This window comes from Peribacillus deserti (assembly GCF_016909175.1).
GTDB lineage: Bacteria > Bacillota > Bacilli > Bacillales > DSM-1321 > Paraperibacillus > Paraperibacillus deserti.
Window position 1 is genome coordinate 170,589 of the sequence record NZ_JAFBFI010000001.1, and the last position, 15,130, is coordinate 185,718.

Annotated in this window: 12 protein-coding genes; 9 read left to right on the plus strand and 3 right to left on the minus strand. The window is 37.6% G+C overall.

Translation table 11 applies throughout. From position 1 onward, the window contains the following. Positions 1-1,320 precede the first annotated feature (1,320 nt). The 9 genes from JOC77_RS00750 to JOC77_RS00790 all read left to right on the plus strand — a co-directional run bounded on the left by JOC77_RS00750 (position 1,321) and on the right by JOC77_RS00790 (position 11,971). The gene (locus tag JOC77_RS00750) at positions 1,321-2,211 is read left to right on the plus strand and encodes a tyrosine-type recombinase/integrase (RefSeq protein WP_204537437.1); all 891 of its coding nucleotides are present in this window, start codon (positions 1,321-1,323) and stop codon (positions 2,209-2,211) included. Between the two features lie 6 nt (positions 2,212-2,217). After that, a complete protein-coding gene (xerA, locus tag JOC77_RS00755) occupies positions 2,218-3,051 on the plus strand; it encodes a site-specific tyrosine recombinase/integron integrase (RefSeq protein ID WP_204537438.1) in 834 nt (277 codons plus the stop codon). 23 nt (positions 3,052-3,074) lie between these two features. Next, the gene (locus tag JOC77_RS00760; protein WP_204537439.1) at positions 3,075-3,269 is read left to right on the plus strand and encodes a tyrosine-type recombinase/integrase; all 195 of its coding nucleotides are present in this window, start codon (positions 3,075-3,077) and stop codon (positions 3,267-3,269) included. A gap of 22 nt (positions 3,270-3,291) precedes the next feature. Further along, complete coding sequence (locus JOC77_RS00765; protein WP_204537440.1) at positions 3,292-4,179, plus strand: tyrosine-type recombinase/integrase; 888 nt, start codon at positions 3,292-3,294, stop codon at positions 4,177-4,179. 11 nt (positions 4,180-4,190) lie between these two features. Continuing rightward, on the plus strand, positions 4,191-5,030 hold the full coding sequence (locus tag JOC77_RS21685; protein ID WP_204537441.1) for a tyrosine-type recombinase/integrase: 840 nt from the start codon (positions 4,191-4,193) through the stop codon (positions 5,028-5,030). A gap of 431 nt (positions 5,031-5,461) precedes the next feature. Continuing rightward, complete coding sequence (locus JOC77_RS00775; protein ID WP_204537442.1) at positions 5,462-7,396, plus strand: hypothetical protein; 1,935 nt, start codon at positions 5,462-5,464, stop codon at positions 7,394-7,396. 861 nt (positions 7,397-8,257) lie between these two features. Continuing rightward, complete coding sequence (locus JOC77_RS00780; protein ID WP_204537443.1) at positions 8,258-8,698, plus strand: hypothetical protein; 441 nt, start codon at positions 8,258-8,260, stop codon at positions 8,696-8,698. Positions 8,699-9,242: 544 nt separating this feature from the next. Further along, positions 9,243-9,455 carry a recombinase family protein gene (locus JOC77_RS21785; protein WP_204537908.1) on the plus strand — a complete coding sequence of 71 codons (213 nt, stop codon included), beginning with the start codon at positions 9,243-9,245 and terminating at the stop codon, positions 9,453-9,455. A gap of 770 nt (positions 9,456-10,225) precedes the next feature. Further along, the gene (locus JOC77_RS00790) at positions 10,226-11,971 is read left to right on the plus strand and encodes a methyl-accepting chemotaxis protein (RefSeq protein WP_204537444.1); all 1,746 of its coding nucleotides are present in this window, start codon (positions 10,226-10,228) and stop codon (positions 11,969-11,971) included. A gap of 822 nt (positions 11,972-12,793) precedes the next feature. Here JOC77_RS00790 and JOC77_RS00795 read toward each other — a convergent pair. From JOC77_RS00795 to JOC77_RS00805, 3 genes are read right to left on the minus strand one after another with little or no spacing between them, the layout of a single operon-like run. Then, complete coding sequence (locus tag JOC77_RS00795; protein WP_204537445.1) at positions 12,794-12,988, minus strand: hypothetical protein; 195 nt, start codon at positions 12,986-12,988, stop codon at positions 12,794-12,796. A gap of 16 nt (positions 12,989-13,004) precedes the next feature. Next, positions 13,005-13,175, minus strand: a complete 171-nt coding sequence (locus JOC77_RS00800) for a hypothetical protein (protein ID WP_204537446.1) — start codon at positions 13,173-13,175, stop codon at positions 13,005-13,007. A gap of 20 nt (positions 13,176-13,195) precedes the next feature. Next, complete coding sequence (locus JOC77_RS00805) at positions 13,196-15,130, minus strand: ABC transporter ATP-binding protein/permease (RefSeq protein WP_204537447.1); 1,935 nt, start codon at positions 15,128-15,130, stop codon at positions 13,196-13,198.

Sequence of the window (15,130 nt, forward strand, 5' to 3'; positions counted from 1 at the left end):
GTTGATAGCACGCCGTGTGCGCTGAAAGGCGCCCGCACGGTGTAGGCTCGAAACGAAAGCCGTAAGGTATAAGTCGAGAATAGCTATATTAAAAGCGCAACGTTAGCTGAGCTAACAGATACACAAAAAGAGGAATTATGGGGATCAACAGATTACAATGACACTACTATCTACTGGGCAGAAATAGCTTATGTAGATTCATTAAAAGGTAATAACTTTACTGATGCAAAAATTAAACTATATAATAACAGTTCTTTACTAGCTACTGTTACTGCAAATGCCCCAAGTTTAACGGCAAGCTATGGTGGGTTATCAGCATACTTTGAAGCTGATACGACTCCTGAACAAGCAGCAAGTGAATCTGGGCTTGACTCATATTGGGATTATACAGCTTATGTAGGAACAACAAAAGCAAACAGAATGGTTGTTGAGCTGACTGACAAAGACGGTAAAAAGACAATAAATAGTTTTGTAGTAAATCCTTAATTAATATATACAGCTGCAAGGAACCCTAAATCATTTCGAGTTAGAGTTATTTCTATGCAGTTCTATTCAGAGCAAAACAAAAAACTGCACCTCCACTTGTTAGTTGTGTTTGACAAGTGGGGTGCAGTTCAATTTCTAGGAGTTTTTTATTATAAATATTTAAAGGGTTTATTGCAGTGTACACCTCATAATTGCTATGATGTGGTGCTCCCTTCACGCATACACATAATTGTGGGGTGTAAAATAAAACAGAGAGTATATTTGCTCTCTGTTTTTTAATCTAAAGAAGGTACACTATTTGAACCATTTATCCCGTAACTCGTGAAAAAGCAAGTTATACTTAAACATGATAAGATAGCTAAAAGCTAGTACAAACAAAGACATTGTTTCAATTGGTTGTTGGGTGATTAACTTAACTATTAATGTATAGGTAGAGGCAACCGGGAAACAAATCCCTAAAATAAATATGTATAATACTAATTTATTGAAATCCACTTAAATATCCCCTTTAAAAATAATTAATTTTATCCTCTCCAATTTTTTCGTTTTATAAAACAAAATATTTCTATCATTTGAATATTTCTTCTTTCATGTGTCTATAATCGTAGTATAACTCTTTCAACATAATTCTATTTTAGTTGAAAGAGTGAAACGGAATACTTAATCATCGAAATGGCAGCAGAAAAAGTAAAAAAATACTTTAGGGTTATCGTGGTCTAGTGCGGTAGCTCTTTTTCCCGTGCTTACGTTTAAAAATGGAAAAACTGATAACAATGATACTATCACATCAATGTCGGAAGTATCACAAGAGTATAAAGAAAGGAGGTTAATAGGATGAGCACTTCTCAAAATTATTGGCATAGCACAAACGAAAATATTCCATTGCAAACCAGATCGATTTTAAATGATTACTTGCTGAAGTTGAAAATCGCTAATAAAGCGGAAGCAACCATTACGAAATATCGATGGGTTTTAGAGCGTTTTTTCAGTGAATGTAGATTTTCGCTTGGGGAGCTAACATCAAATCATGTTCAAGAGTGGCTCAATGAATTTTCTAAGGGGAAAAAACCAAAGACAATAGACTTGTTTCTATCAGTTCTTTCTTCCTTTTCCAAATTCTGCCTGGCTGAAGAGAAAAAGGAATATATGGTTGTTAAGAAAAGATGGAGACCAAAAATCCCCCAATCATTACCCAAATATCTGAATGAACAGGAGTATTCGAGGGTTAAAGTAGCAGCAGAAAGCCTTTCCCTTCGAGATAGGGCGATAATTTTATTTCTTTTCTCCTCAGGATGCCGTAGAACGGAACTGGCGAATTTATCTATTGAAGATGTCAATATAGATCGGCGAACAGCTAGAGTGAAGGGAAAAGGGAAAAAAATTCGAGACATCCATTTTTCCCAAGAGTGTGCACTGGTTTTAACAGAATATTTACGAATAAGGCAACATGATGGGACAGGTCCTTTATTTATGGGACGGTATGGCCCTCTCAAGGGACAAGGAATCTATCAGATTATTAAAAAATTAGGACAGGCAGCAGAGTTAACCCAATCATTACACCCACACTCCTGCCGTCATACGTTTGCTACTAACTTGCTGGCAAGGGGGGCAGATCTTCAATTTATTGGGGATGAAATGGGACATGCCAATTTAAATACAACCCGGATATACGCGCGGATACCTACAGAGGACATGATTTTGGCTTATCAAAATAAAATGGGGTGAAGGTTAATGAGTAAGGAAGCAGTTCAGTCTTTTATAAACGATAATCAGGCTCGTTTCAGCCCGGATACGGTTCGAAGTTATAAAAGTTCTCTGACTCAATTCTTCAACTTTTGCAACAAAGACTTAAACGATGTAAAAGCGAATGATATTCGAATCTGGCTCGGATCAATGGAAGAGCAGGGATTAAAACCGCGTACCGTCCATGTGAAATTGAGTGCGTTGAAATCGTTCTATCAATATTGTAGGGAAGAAAATCTTACAAAGAAAAACCCAACTTTAACTGTAGACACACCTAAAAAAGAAGATTCCCTTCCATATTATTTAAGTAAACGTGAAGTGGCGCTTCTGCAGGAACTAACGAGAAACGATCTCCGGGATAGGGCTCTTGTTGAAGCTCTATATACCACAGGAGTTAGGATTAGTGAATTAATTAATATCAAGCTCGAAGATATCAAATGGGACACAAGGCAAATCTGGATACGAAAAGGGAAAGGGAATAAAGAAAGGTTTGTACTTTTTACACATGACTGTGCAGTACGCCTGAAAGCATATCTTGAAAATAGAAAAGTAAACAGTGAATACTTGTTTACAAACAGTAGAGGAGGAAGATGGAATCGCACGTTGATTGAAATCCGCTTCCAACAGTTTTCGGAGACATTAGGATTTAAAGTTAGACCGCATACCATGCGCCATACGTTTGCTGCGCATTTGGCTGAAAAAAATATGCCGCAGAGCTACATTCAGGAGCTTCTTGGACATGTGAATATCAACACAACACGAATCTATACCCGCTTATCGGAACATGCCAGGAAAAAACAATATGATCGTTATAACATTTAAATAACTTGAAAGGAGTAATTGATTTGGACAAGAAAAAAGAAATCGAGAAAATCCGCCAGGCTTTATGGCATCCACAACGGATTCGCCATATTAGTGAAACCGAATTACTAACCAAGGGATCAGACATTCCGTTTATTAGTGTAGAGTTGGAGCATGCCGATTTAGAGACAACTAAAATTTTTACTAGAATTCACGATACGACTAATAATACGGAATAATAATACAAGGAAGGTAAATCAAATGGATAATTATTGGGAATTGACAAAACAGTTACCGAATAAAGAAAATCACGAGATGGTGAATGAGTTTTTACTAAGCTTAAAATTGTCCAAGCATAGTGAGAACACCGTTCTCTCTTATAGAAGGTACCTCTTGAATTTTTTCGGTGAAATAGAAGATACGTATTCCTCGCTATCATCTGAGCGAATATTAGAGTGGTATCAAACAAACAAAGGTCATTTGAAAGAATCAAGCTTCAAGCAACATTTAAGTGTGGTTTCATCCTTTTTCAATTTCTGCGTAAAGGAATCCCAGATTGAGCGCTCACCAATCAAGAAACGATGGTTTCCACGTCCACCAAAAGCTGTTCCTAAATATTTAGACAAGGGAGAAATCGCAAAAATACGACAAGAGAGCGAAAGGACTTCGCTTAGAGACCAAGCATTGATTGAATTCATGCTGACATCGGGATGTCGTATAGGAGAAGTGAATTCACTTAATATCGAAAATATTGACCTTGAAAACCGTACCGCACGTGTTGTAGGAAAAGGTAAAAAAATTCGTCATGTTCACTTTTCTGATAAATGTGCAATCCTCTTAGGACGCTACCTAGAATCCCGGCAAACAAAGGAAACCTCTCCAATTTTCGTAAAGTTTGAGTCGGAAACCCGACTTGGTATTTCGGGGATACATAGGATTATGAAAAAGATTGGAGAGAACGCGGGACTATCTGGTAGTTTGCATGCTCATCGATTGCGTCATACCTTTGCGACGGAATTACTGGCCAAAGGTGCAGAGCTTGCATTTATAAGCGATGAGTTGGGGCATGTTGATCTAAGTACAACACAAATCTACGCCAGGCTCCCTAATCATGTCATCATCTCACAATACCGAAAGTTTCGGGGATAGGAGGGAGTCAAGTGCTTACGTCAGAAGCATGCATCAAACAATTCAGAGACGACTATAGTTTAAGATTGTCTAAAACACTGCTTAGCGTCTATGAAATATCAATCAGGCAAATGATAAGTTTTTGTGAAAAACCTTATAATGAAGTCACTACACGAGATATTCGAAGTTGGCTAAAACATTTATATGAAAGTGGTTACAAGTCCAGTTCCATTAAAACTAAAATGTTTGGATTGCGCTTGTTTTACAAATACTGTTTGGAAGAAGGGCTTATCACTCATAATCCTGTTGAATCAATTCCTCTTCCTAAAGATCGGGATAAACTACCCCACTATTTGACCATCGAGCAGCTGGTCCAACTTAGACTTCTTTGTGAAGGAGACTTGAAACTACGAGCGATTATAGAGGTATTTTATGCTACGGGTGTTCGAGTAAGTGAATTGGTTAATATGAGGCTGGAGGACATTAACTGGTCAGAGCGAATGATTCGAATTCCAAAAGGGAAAGGGAAGAAGGAGAGAATCGTGTTGTTTACAAATGAGTGTGCAGAACATTTAAACTCCTACCTACAAGAACGAAGAGATGAACTTCCGTTTGTTTTTGTAAATAGATCGGAGACGAACGCGGTTACTATATGGTCAGTCGGGTATTGGCTTAGACCCTTTGGTGAAAAAATGGGCGTTCATCTATCTCCTCATACGTTGCGTCATACGTTTGCAGCTCACTTAGCACTTAAGGGGATGCCGCTAGCGAGTATTCAAGCTTTACTAGGACACGACAATCCCAAAAATACAATTATATATACCCGTTTGCACCAAGAGGCGCAAAAACAAATGTACGAACAATGGATGTAAGGATCCTTTCCGATAAATGAGCAGGAGGGGCCGAGTTCACCGTGAACAGACCCCTTGGTAAGAACACAATCTTTCAACATTAGCCATACTTTAAAGCTGACACTTAAAACGCCACAAATCCAACATTACCAAGGGTTTTCGGCGTTTTTTAGTGTCAGCTACTAGGAACGGAAAGTGCGATTAACGCTAAAACAATCAAAGTTGAATTCAGCAAAGCTGTTGACGACACTAAAGCTAAGTTTGAAATCAAAAAAGATGGAGTTGTAGTTAACTCGGCAAAAACTACATTCTCTGCTGATAAAAAAGTTGTTACTTTAGAACTTGCTTCAAAATTCTTCGCAGGAGAATATGCAGTTAGTGTTACGGGTCTTACTGAGTCCCCACTATCTGGAAGTGTTAAAGTTACTGATGAAAAAGTAAACAAAATTGAATTGCTTGGTGAAGTAGCGCCTCTTAACGCAGATGGTGATATCCAAGTTGGTTATAGAGTGTTGAACCAATATGGTGAAGATATTACTAGTTCTATCCTTGCAAGCGGTATTGATTGGAATGCTTCTACAGTTGGTGCAGCTGGAGCAGTTGACAACGACAAAGGTGTGTTAAATATTGATACACCAGCAGGTACAGCAGCATTCAAAACTGGTGATAAAGTAGCTGTAACAGGTATCGACAAGTCTTCAAGTGTTGTTGTAACTGGAACTGTAACAGTTAGCAATAAATCAATGGTAAGTGATGTTGAGTTTAAAGGATTTTTCAATGCTGAGAACAAAGAATTGTTCACAGATTCTGATTTTACTAAGTTCACTGCACTATTTGCTGGAAAAGATCAATACGGAAATTCAGCAAAAGCTGCACAACTTAACCAAGATGTAACTATTTTCTCTTCTAACGAAGCTATTCTTAAAGTAGATGCTGTTACTCCATTTGTTGATGGTCAAGGTGCTAATAAAGACCAAGTTGGTGTAAAATTCGTAAAACCTGAATCAAATGTAAGTGGTAAAGTTATTCTTACAGCTGTATCTAAATCAACTGGTAAAGTAGCGCAAATTGAAGTGAATGTAAAGGCTTCAGCTTCACTTGATACTTTTAATATTTCTGCTCCTAATTCTCTAGTTGCGGCTAAAGATACTGTAGAAATTCCATTTGTTGCTGCAGACCAATATGGTAATGCATTAACAAAGTACACTGATATTGCTGGAAAGGTAAACTTACCAGAAGGACTTAGCTTAACTAAATCTTCAAATGGTGCTGCTGTACTTAAATATACTCCAGCTACAAAAGGAGTAAAGGTTCTAGTTGTTACTACTAACACTGGTAAAGTATCTCAATTAACATTAGATGTTAAAGAAGAAGCTAAACCAGCAACTATTGAATCTCTAAAAGATGTTTCTACTTCTGTAGCAAAAGATGGAGAAACAACAATTGATTTCTCAAATCTTGTTGTAAAAGACCAATATGGCCGCTCTGTAACTGCTGAGAAATTCTTCGCTGCGGGATACACAGTTGCTGGTGAAGAAGTAACACCTGCTGATACTGTTGTAACTGTTTCTGGAACAATTGCGGATGCTGATGATGAAATCACTATTTCTGGTGATACAAAAGGTAGCACTAACCTTAAATTCACAGTATTAGATTCTGCAGATGCACCTGTTGCAACAAGTGTATTAACAAAAGAATTTACTGTAATCGACAAATCAGTTTACGCTTCTTATGAACTTGCTGATGTAGGTACATTGTATGCTGATGGTGCAGCAACAACTCACAACCGTGCAGTAAAAGTATATGGAGTTAAAGCTGACGGCTCTAAGGTATTAGTTCCAGCTTCTTACTACACAGTACTTGTTAATGACGATTTATTAGCTTACAGCTCATCTACTGGTTTAAACTCTAAAGTTGCTGATAATGCTGAAGACACATTCGATACTAACGGAAATGTTGCTACAAAATTAACAGTTATTGTTGATGGATATGAAACTCCAGTAACGTTAACAAAAGATCTTACAATTTCCAAGGCTGCTCCTAAAGCAAACACAGTTGAGTTTGTAGAAGATACTGTATCTAACGGTGTAACTGAGGTATCAGTTTCTGCACTGTCTGGTGCAGATGATACTGCTGCATTTACAGATATTCTTGAGGTTACTGATCAGTATGGAGTAGCTATTGCAGCTCCAACACCGAGAATTACAGTAACAAATGTTGTTAACTCTGATGCATCAGACACTGATGCTAATGTTATCGCTGTAACAGGAAGCGGCACTACAGCTATCAATGTAACTAATGCAGAAGAAAATGACACTTTCAACGCTACTTATGTTCTTGATGGAAAAACTGTAGCTGTGAAGTTTGCAGTAAAAGCCTCTGAATAAGAAAAAACGAAACGTTATTCTATAAGCTAGAAAATTAGTGAAAAGAATGAAAAGAACACTTCATGTAATAACTTCATGGTTTAACCATGAGGTGTTCTTTTTAACTATTGTTACCATATTATGGGTGAAATACCTATACTTGCTAAATATTCAGAAGCATGTGCCTAATCCTCCTGCATCCAATGACGTTCTAACACAACCGAAGGGGTGAAGTCAGGTGAAGTCGTACTCATGAAAAATTGAGGCGGGTTCCATAAAAGGTGGCTATGGTTAGGAGACGAATCCATGTTTAAGCAGGGTGAGGTAGTGTACATTAAGAAATTGCTAGGGGTTTAGTGTTCATCCTTAAATCTGAAATGGTTTAACGGAGATCAGCGAATTGACTATTAACCTGGTCTTTCTCATACCTGAATAGTGGAGACCTACGGTCATCAAAAAGAGGGATGGTAACAATGGAACGTTTGAAGTCTTGCTGGAAGAGGTGGGTTAGCACCTAAGAGGCTGGCAGGATGGCGGCGGGTTCGTATTAGTGTGGATTACTAGCCGTTTGTAATACCATGGTAACATGGTAAGAGGGTAAAACTAGTAGGAGCGAAGGAACCCAGTCAGTAGTAGATCTAAACGGCTTATTTCCCCAAGAGATTGTCGTATCATTTTATAATTTGAGTAGCCAATCATCTGCGTATGATTGGCTCTCATATGGCCTGTATATGGTAAAATATAACTACAAATAAATATTTTACCACTAGTAAATTTAGACTATTATTGATAGCACGCCGTATGCGCTGAAAGGCGCCCGTACGGTGTAGGCCCGAAACGAAAGCCATGATATTTGTGGTATAAGACGGGAATAGCGTTCATATGAATGATGAAGCATTAACTGCTCAAATTTATTCTGGAGACAGTGGAACTGGTTGGGATTTATTCTCTAATCCTGCAGGTCACTGGCTAACAGCTGCTGCTTCTATTGATTTTAATACAATACCTGCAGCAGATATAACAAGTGTTTCCTTCGAGTTATTGAAGGATCGTATTGTAGTTGCTAAATGGGTTAATACATCGCCAGCGGCATTTATGAGTGCCTATGGGATTAGCGGAACAGGGATTAAGACTTGGGAGGCATATTTCCCATCTACAGATGTGGAAGGTATCAGTGGTAATGTAATTCCTGATGATACAACTGGCACAACAATAACTAGGCCAGAAAATTTCACATCTGCTAATTACCAGCTTTCAACTCTAGATTTGAAAGTTACTGTAGAGACACGTACAGATGTATATGTTAGTAACTGGACTAACTAATAAACAAGATTAGAGAAGCAAGCCTTCAACGAAAAGCTCTGTGGAGAGAAATCTCTGCGGAGCTTTTTTTATATAGATATTACACTCTGTAATTGAACAGTATATGCATTGCTCTCCCTTCACGCATACACATAATTGTGGGGTGTAAAAGAAAACAGAGAGTATAGTTCATGTTTTTCTTTAAACATAAGAATCAAGCCGAGTCACCAATTACCTTATAAAAACGTAAAGTTATGTACAACATAAAAAGGAGGACTTGCGCTAACAAGTTCCCTAACAGATAGCTGCCTGCATGAATTGCAGCGACTGCCGTGTTATGTGAGCAAAAAAACCTTTCCCTATTACACTGGTTGGTGCGGGGGGAATTTTCGGTTACCCTATTAAAATTCAACTTATACACCAAATTTCTGCTATACATCTTACTTTTATCATAAAAGGAAGGTGTGCTTTATTAATGTCCAATACTAACAGATTAGCAATAAGCTATTGTAGAAAATCAACAACAATTAAAGGTAAATCAGTAGACTAAAGCGTAGGATACCAACTGCAAGCCATCAAGGAATATGAGAAATATTATGGGATTAGTATAGTTAGGGAGTTTAGCGATGTAGGGTATTCTGGTAAATCAGTAGAACGTCCGGAATTACAAGAGATGGTTGAATATCTTAGAAATACTGATAAAAAGATAGTTGAGTTGATTATCTACTTTATTAATAGGTTGGTAGGGACTTACAACACAATATTCAACAGATACTAGAAATTTTGCAATTGGTAAACAGGGTGTATTTTGTAGCCGAAGAAATTAAAAACCTAGATATAACAATCTTGCTAACCAACAAATGTAGAAAGTACAAACCATATTTACTATGATTTACTTGATCCTATTTCAGATGTACTTAGTTATAAAACACAAATTAGAGATTATATTACTGTTATTGTGAGGATATATATAAGTTTGTTGAGCGTTTATATTGATAAGTTACATGAATGATATTCTAAGACTGGCTGGCCATTCTCTTCTTTAAATTCTTTTGGATACTTTCACCGTCGACTTTATGATTCAACTGAAGTTTATCCATTGTGCAGGTTAAGTCTATTGAAAGAGTTATTAGACCAATGGGCTGTACAAGACATTGTTGTCAATCTTATAAAACATAACGAAATACTTGAAAACATTATTACGGAGTTCTCAATATCTATAATGAAGTCAGGTCATTATTTTAGAAAGTTAGATTCCGTCAATCTTTCAAAAATACCATCTCAATTAAATAACGCAATTAAACATTTAAGATACCATTTTATAATTAAAATAATTAACTTTATTAAATAAAATTAAAATTCAGTAATAGAGACTGGCGCTTGGTAATCTCTCCTCCTATCACGGGTGTTTTAGTTGGAAGTAGAATATGTGAGGCTCGCCATTGGATCTGCAGCAGATGACGCCAAAAAACAAATCTTTATTTTGAACGGCTATATAAATATATGATTGTTTTTCCGATATAAAGAAAAAGACTACGAGGAGGACCTATGAAGATTAAACGACCCAAATCATTAAAGCGCACATTTACATTAATATTAATAAGTTTTATTATTACTCTATTTTTATTAAATAGTGTTATTATCCTATTAAATACAAATGCATCCATTAATCACACAGTCAAATTTAATAGTACCCTGCACGCCGAAAGAGTTGCGAAAGCCATTAATCCGGACATGTATAAAGAGTTTATGAATAATCCTGTGGACAATGAAGTTTATCAAGAGTTACGAACACAGCTTAATGACTACAGAGTTAAAATGGGGGCAATGTATGTATATACGATGGCTGTCAAGGAGGATCACTCTGTTAATTTAATGATTGACGGTCTTCCGCGAAAAGAAGCTGCACCTATAGGTGAACCAACCACAGCTACTAGTTATAAGGATATCGAGACCACTTTATCAGGAAATTTAAGTAGTACGGATATTGTAGATGACCCTGAATATGGGGAGTACATGTCTGCCTTTGCACCTATAAAAGATGAAACTGGAAAAGTAATAGGGATATTAGGCGTAGATATAGAAGCTGCTCAGGTAAGGGGAATTACCAAGACGGTGTTTAAGGAGTCTATTCCAATTCAACTTGGAATTTCCTTTATATTTCTTGCTGCTATTTTATTAAGCTTGAATTATTTCTTAGGAAAAAAGCTACGGCCGTTGACTATTCTTACCGATGTTGCGAGAAAGATAACTGAGGGTAATCTTGCGGATGCTAAAAGGGCTTTAAACTCTATACGTATAAACACCCACGATGAAATCGGCCGTTTACGTGATTCAATCAATGACATGTGCAGCATTTTGGAAACGATAATACTTAATATGCAATTAACAGCGGAGAAAGTAAATTTAAAAAGTATAGACTTAAGTCATGGATCTACCGAATTATTAGAAGGTTCCAGCCAGATTGCAACTACAATGGTAGAAATGGCTCAGGGCGCCGAAACACAAGCGCAGGTAACAACCGATCTAGCAGGAAATATGAAGGAATTCTCGGAACTAGTTGATATAGCAAATGCTATTGAAAAGGAACTTGCCACTATAAATAATGAAGTTAGTAAGCATACAAGCTCAGGATTTCAGTTAATGCAGCAATCTGTAAATAGCATGAATAATATATTTCAAGTAATTGACCGATCGGCAGCAGAAGTGAAAGATTTTGCAGTTCAAACTAAACAAGTGTCTTCAATCGTTTCTTTAATTCAAGGAATAGCCAATCAAACAAATTTACTTGCTCTTAATGCAGCAATTGAGGCAGCGAGAGCAGGCGAACAAGGAAAAGGTTTTGCCGTCGTTGCTTCGGAAGTAGGGAAACTTGCACAGGAAGTTTCCTCCGCTGTAAAGGAAATACAGGATATTGTTGGAGAAGTAGACGCTAACGCTTTACGAATAGTCCACAGTCTTGAAGAAGGACTGCAAACAGTGGAGATTGGCCAATCCAATATAAAAAACACAGGAAATACCTTTAAAGAAATATCAACCTTGATTGAAAAGATGAATCAAAAAAATATAGAACTAAGTAAGCGTATGAATGTTATCGTGGAACAGCAAAACAATATCAGTTTATTAATAGAAGAAATAGCTGCCATTGCTGAACAAAGCGCTGCCGGAATCGAGCAAGTCTCTGCTTCTTCCCAGCAGATGAGCGGATTTACTGAGGAAATCAATAGTTGGGTCCAGGAACTTAGCCAAACGTCAACAGAATTGAAAAATGAGAGTGAACGTTTTAATGTGTGATGAAGAAATCGAATACCTCTACGTTTTTTGGAGAACAATAAAGTCCCCTATTGGATGGGCCCTTTAAGCAATATATTCTTTGTAGAAACATGAGTTGCTGCGGCAGCTCTTTTTTTGCAGGCAAATAGAAGTTTAATCAGTGCAATAACCAACGTCCACCTGTTTTCACTGGTGGTTGTCGCGGCAACTTAGACGAATTTGCTCCTAATGGTTTTGAGACGGATACAAACCATAATAGATGAGGTATTAAACTAACAGAGAAAGTTAAGAAAGAACTGAGTGAAAAGTACAGAATAAAAATGTTACTTTCAACAACGGCTCGAAGGTATGCAAGGGGCAGTATATAAATAGTTTTGGCATCAGTGGATTTCTGGCAAGACTGTTTCATTAATAAAAAAGGGAGGATAGCTGAAGTAGCTATTATTATTCCATATTGAATATCAAAATGGTACAAAAGAGGAACAAAAAATCGGATTTCGAGGTTTATGAAAGCAAAGGTGAGAAGATGGAAATATATGCGATTGATTATTTAACGGAAAGTGTGCAGACGGCAAGCATGTAAAGGTGCTGCGTTTGGGGTTACCGGTAATGCTCCTTATGAAATTTTACTACACGGATTATGTAACAAGTAATAAAGCTAAATGGATTATGGACGTTAAATAATTAAATTCGAGGAAGAGGCATCCAATAGTGTTGAGATGCCTTTTTTGAGTTACTAAAATAGTAAAAGCAATAACTAAAAAATAAACTTTAATTAAACTGAATGTACCCATAAAAAATAGGCTGCTTACTGCAGCCCATTGAGATTTTTTCGTTTGAATTCTATTTTTTCTTCTTCACGCTCGGTACCAAAAGAGCTATATATTCCAAATAATTAAATTGCTCATTAAATGCAGTCGAAAAATGGATCTCAACTTCTTGATCATTTTCTTCAAAGCTCATTAGTTGTTCGTCCAGCTTCTGTTGAAATTCTTTTCGATCACTGTCTGAGATGATAAGACTTCTTTGTCTGGGCATATGCAAGTTCCCCCTATTAATGCTGGTGCTTGTCTTTTCTAAATAATCCGATGATGTTTACAATGATAAAGAAGGAAGCAAGAGTGAGGCCTGCGCTGCTGAACTCTTGGTTATTGACTACTTTAACGATGATAATGGAAAAAGCGGTGAGCAGCAAAAGTACATTTAGCCATTTAGCGGTATTCATAATTTCTCTCTCCTAATGTTTTATTCGTATCTTAGTGCCTCTAAAGCTGTCTGTTTGGATGCTTTATAGGCTGGGAAGAATGAAGCAAGTATTCCCAGTAGTGCGCTGAAAGCGATAATGGCGATTAATTGGAACGGGTTAAATAAGAATATACCTAGGTCGGGTTTGCTTAAAAGGTCTGTAATGATCCAATTCGCAGCTTTCCCGATTACGTATGCTCCGCCTGCTCCCAGGAGACCGCCCAACAGACCAATCACTACTCCTTCAGTAACAAAGATCTTTCGTATATCCGATCGGAAAGCACCAATCGCTTTTAAGATGCCGATTTCCCTGGTTCTTTCTACAACGCTCACATAGAGGACAATTCCAATCATTAAAGAAGAAACAATTAGTGATATGGCCGATAGCATGCCAAGACCTACAGTGGCCATGGATACATAGCCCATTAATTCATTCCCGCTTTCTCCTTCGGTTTGAGCGTTAAACCCTTTGGCAATGATGGCTTTTTTTAGAGAATCCACTTTTTCATCAGACGTTGGGATAACCGTATAAGCCAGAGACTTGCCATTTATTTGGTCGTTATCCTGTATGAGCTTTTGAGAAATGTTGTAAGATAAGCCAACGGTATCAAGAAGGGGAATCGATTCATTCTTTAAGATACCGGAAACGGTTGCTTCTACCTGCTGGGTAGGGTACAAGTCATCCAGTGACATTAATTGAGCTGTAATGGTCACCTTTTTGCCAATCGCAGATTTCGAGCTTCCAAATATTTCGGCTGCCATTCTCGCTGGTAAAACAATTTCACTTTTTTTAGAATCAGGATATGATCCATCCTTAAGATATTGTTTGCCATAGATATGCTTATGAGCTTCAGGTACTAAGCTTTCTGCTGTTCCTGATGTTTTCTTGTTGTTGCCAGCCTTAATACTTGCCTGGAAAGGATTATACGGATAGACTTCCTCAACATCCTTCAATGCTTGCAGTGTGTGTAAATCTTTTTTGGATAAAAGTTCAGCTTCGTCCTTACCGACGCCGATTGAAGCATTCGCGGTTTCAGTGTCAACAGAGCTTGAAATTTTTTCATTTACCCCGTTACCAAGTGCACCCATGAGTACAATTCCAAATACTCCAATCGAGGCACCCGCTGCAGTTAATATACTTCGCCATTTTTTGTTTCGAATATTTCGAACAGCTAGTTTCATAGTCATATTCCAATTGATCTTATTGCGCTTTCGTTTCTTTTCAGTCATGTGCGAAGAGGGCTTAATAAGCTGTTCATTTGTATAGTCCATCTGATTAATAACTTCGCCGTCGCGCATTTTAATAATTCGATCGGCATAATTGGTTAACTCTTGAGAATGAGTCACAACTAATACGATTTTGCCCTGATGTGCAATGTCTCTTAAAATTTCCATAACCTGAATGGAGTTTTCCGAGTCTAATGCACCAGTAGGTTCATCGGCTAGAATCACATCTGGATCGTTAGCAAGGGCCCTGGCAATGGAAATCCGCTGTTTTTGACCGCCGCTTAGTTGATTTGGGAGATGATGTGCCCGATCCGACATACCCACTAATTGAAGAAGCTCCATAGCCTTCTTTAGGCGTTCGCTTTTAGATTTTCCTTCTAAAATCATGCTCATTTCAATATTTTCTATGGCCGTTAAATGGGAGATTAAATTGAAGTTTTGAAATACAAAACCGATTCTTTTTCTGCGGAAAAAAGCCCAATCCTTTTCCGTGAAGGTACTGACATTCTGCTGGCCAAATAGATAGGTGCCTTCACTGTATGTATCTATGCCGCCAATTATATTTAAGAGTGTTGACTTTCCGCAGCCCGATTCACCAATTAAGTATGAAAGCTGTCCTGGATATAAGCTTACATTAATATCTTTTAGCACAGGGATTTCCTGGCTGCCCAGTTCATAATTTTTTTTAATATTTCGTAACGAAATCAT

Coding starts and splice junctions, on each gene's coding strand:
- JOC77_RS00750 (WP_204537437.1), top strand. CDS start 1,321: ATGAGCACTTCTCAAAATTATTGGCATAGCACAAACGAAAATATTCCA.
- xerA (WP_204537438.1), top strand. CDS start 2,218: ATGAGTAAGGAAGCAGTTCAGTCTTTTATAAACGATAATCAGGCTCGT.
- JOC77_RS00765 (WP_204537440.1), top strand. CDS start 3,292: ATGGATAATTATTGGGAATTGACAAAACAGTTACCGAATAAAGAAAAT.
- JOC77_RS00780 (WP_204537443.1), top strand. CDS start 8,258: ATGAATGATGAAGCATTAACTGCTCAAATTTATTCTGGAGACAGTGGA.
- JOC77_RS00790 (WP_204537444.1), top strand. CDS start 10,226: ATGAAGATTAAACGACCCAAATCATTAAAGCGCACATTTACATTAATA.
- JOC77_RS00795 (WP_204537445.1), bottom strand. CDS start 12,988: ATGCCCAGACAAAGAAGTCTTATCATCTCAGACAGTGATCGAAAAGAA.
- JOC77_RS00800 (WP_204537446.1), bottom strand. CDS start 13,175: ATGAATACCGCTAAATGGCTAAATGTACTTTTGCTGCTCACCGCTTTT.
- JOC77_RS00805 (WP_204537447.1), bottom strand. CDS start 15,130: ATGATTTCGTTACGAAATATTAAAAAAAATTATGAACTGGGCAGCCAG.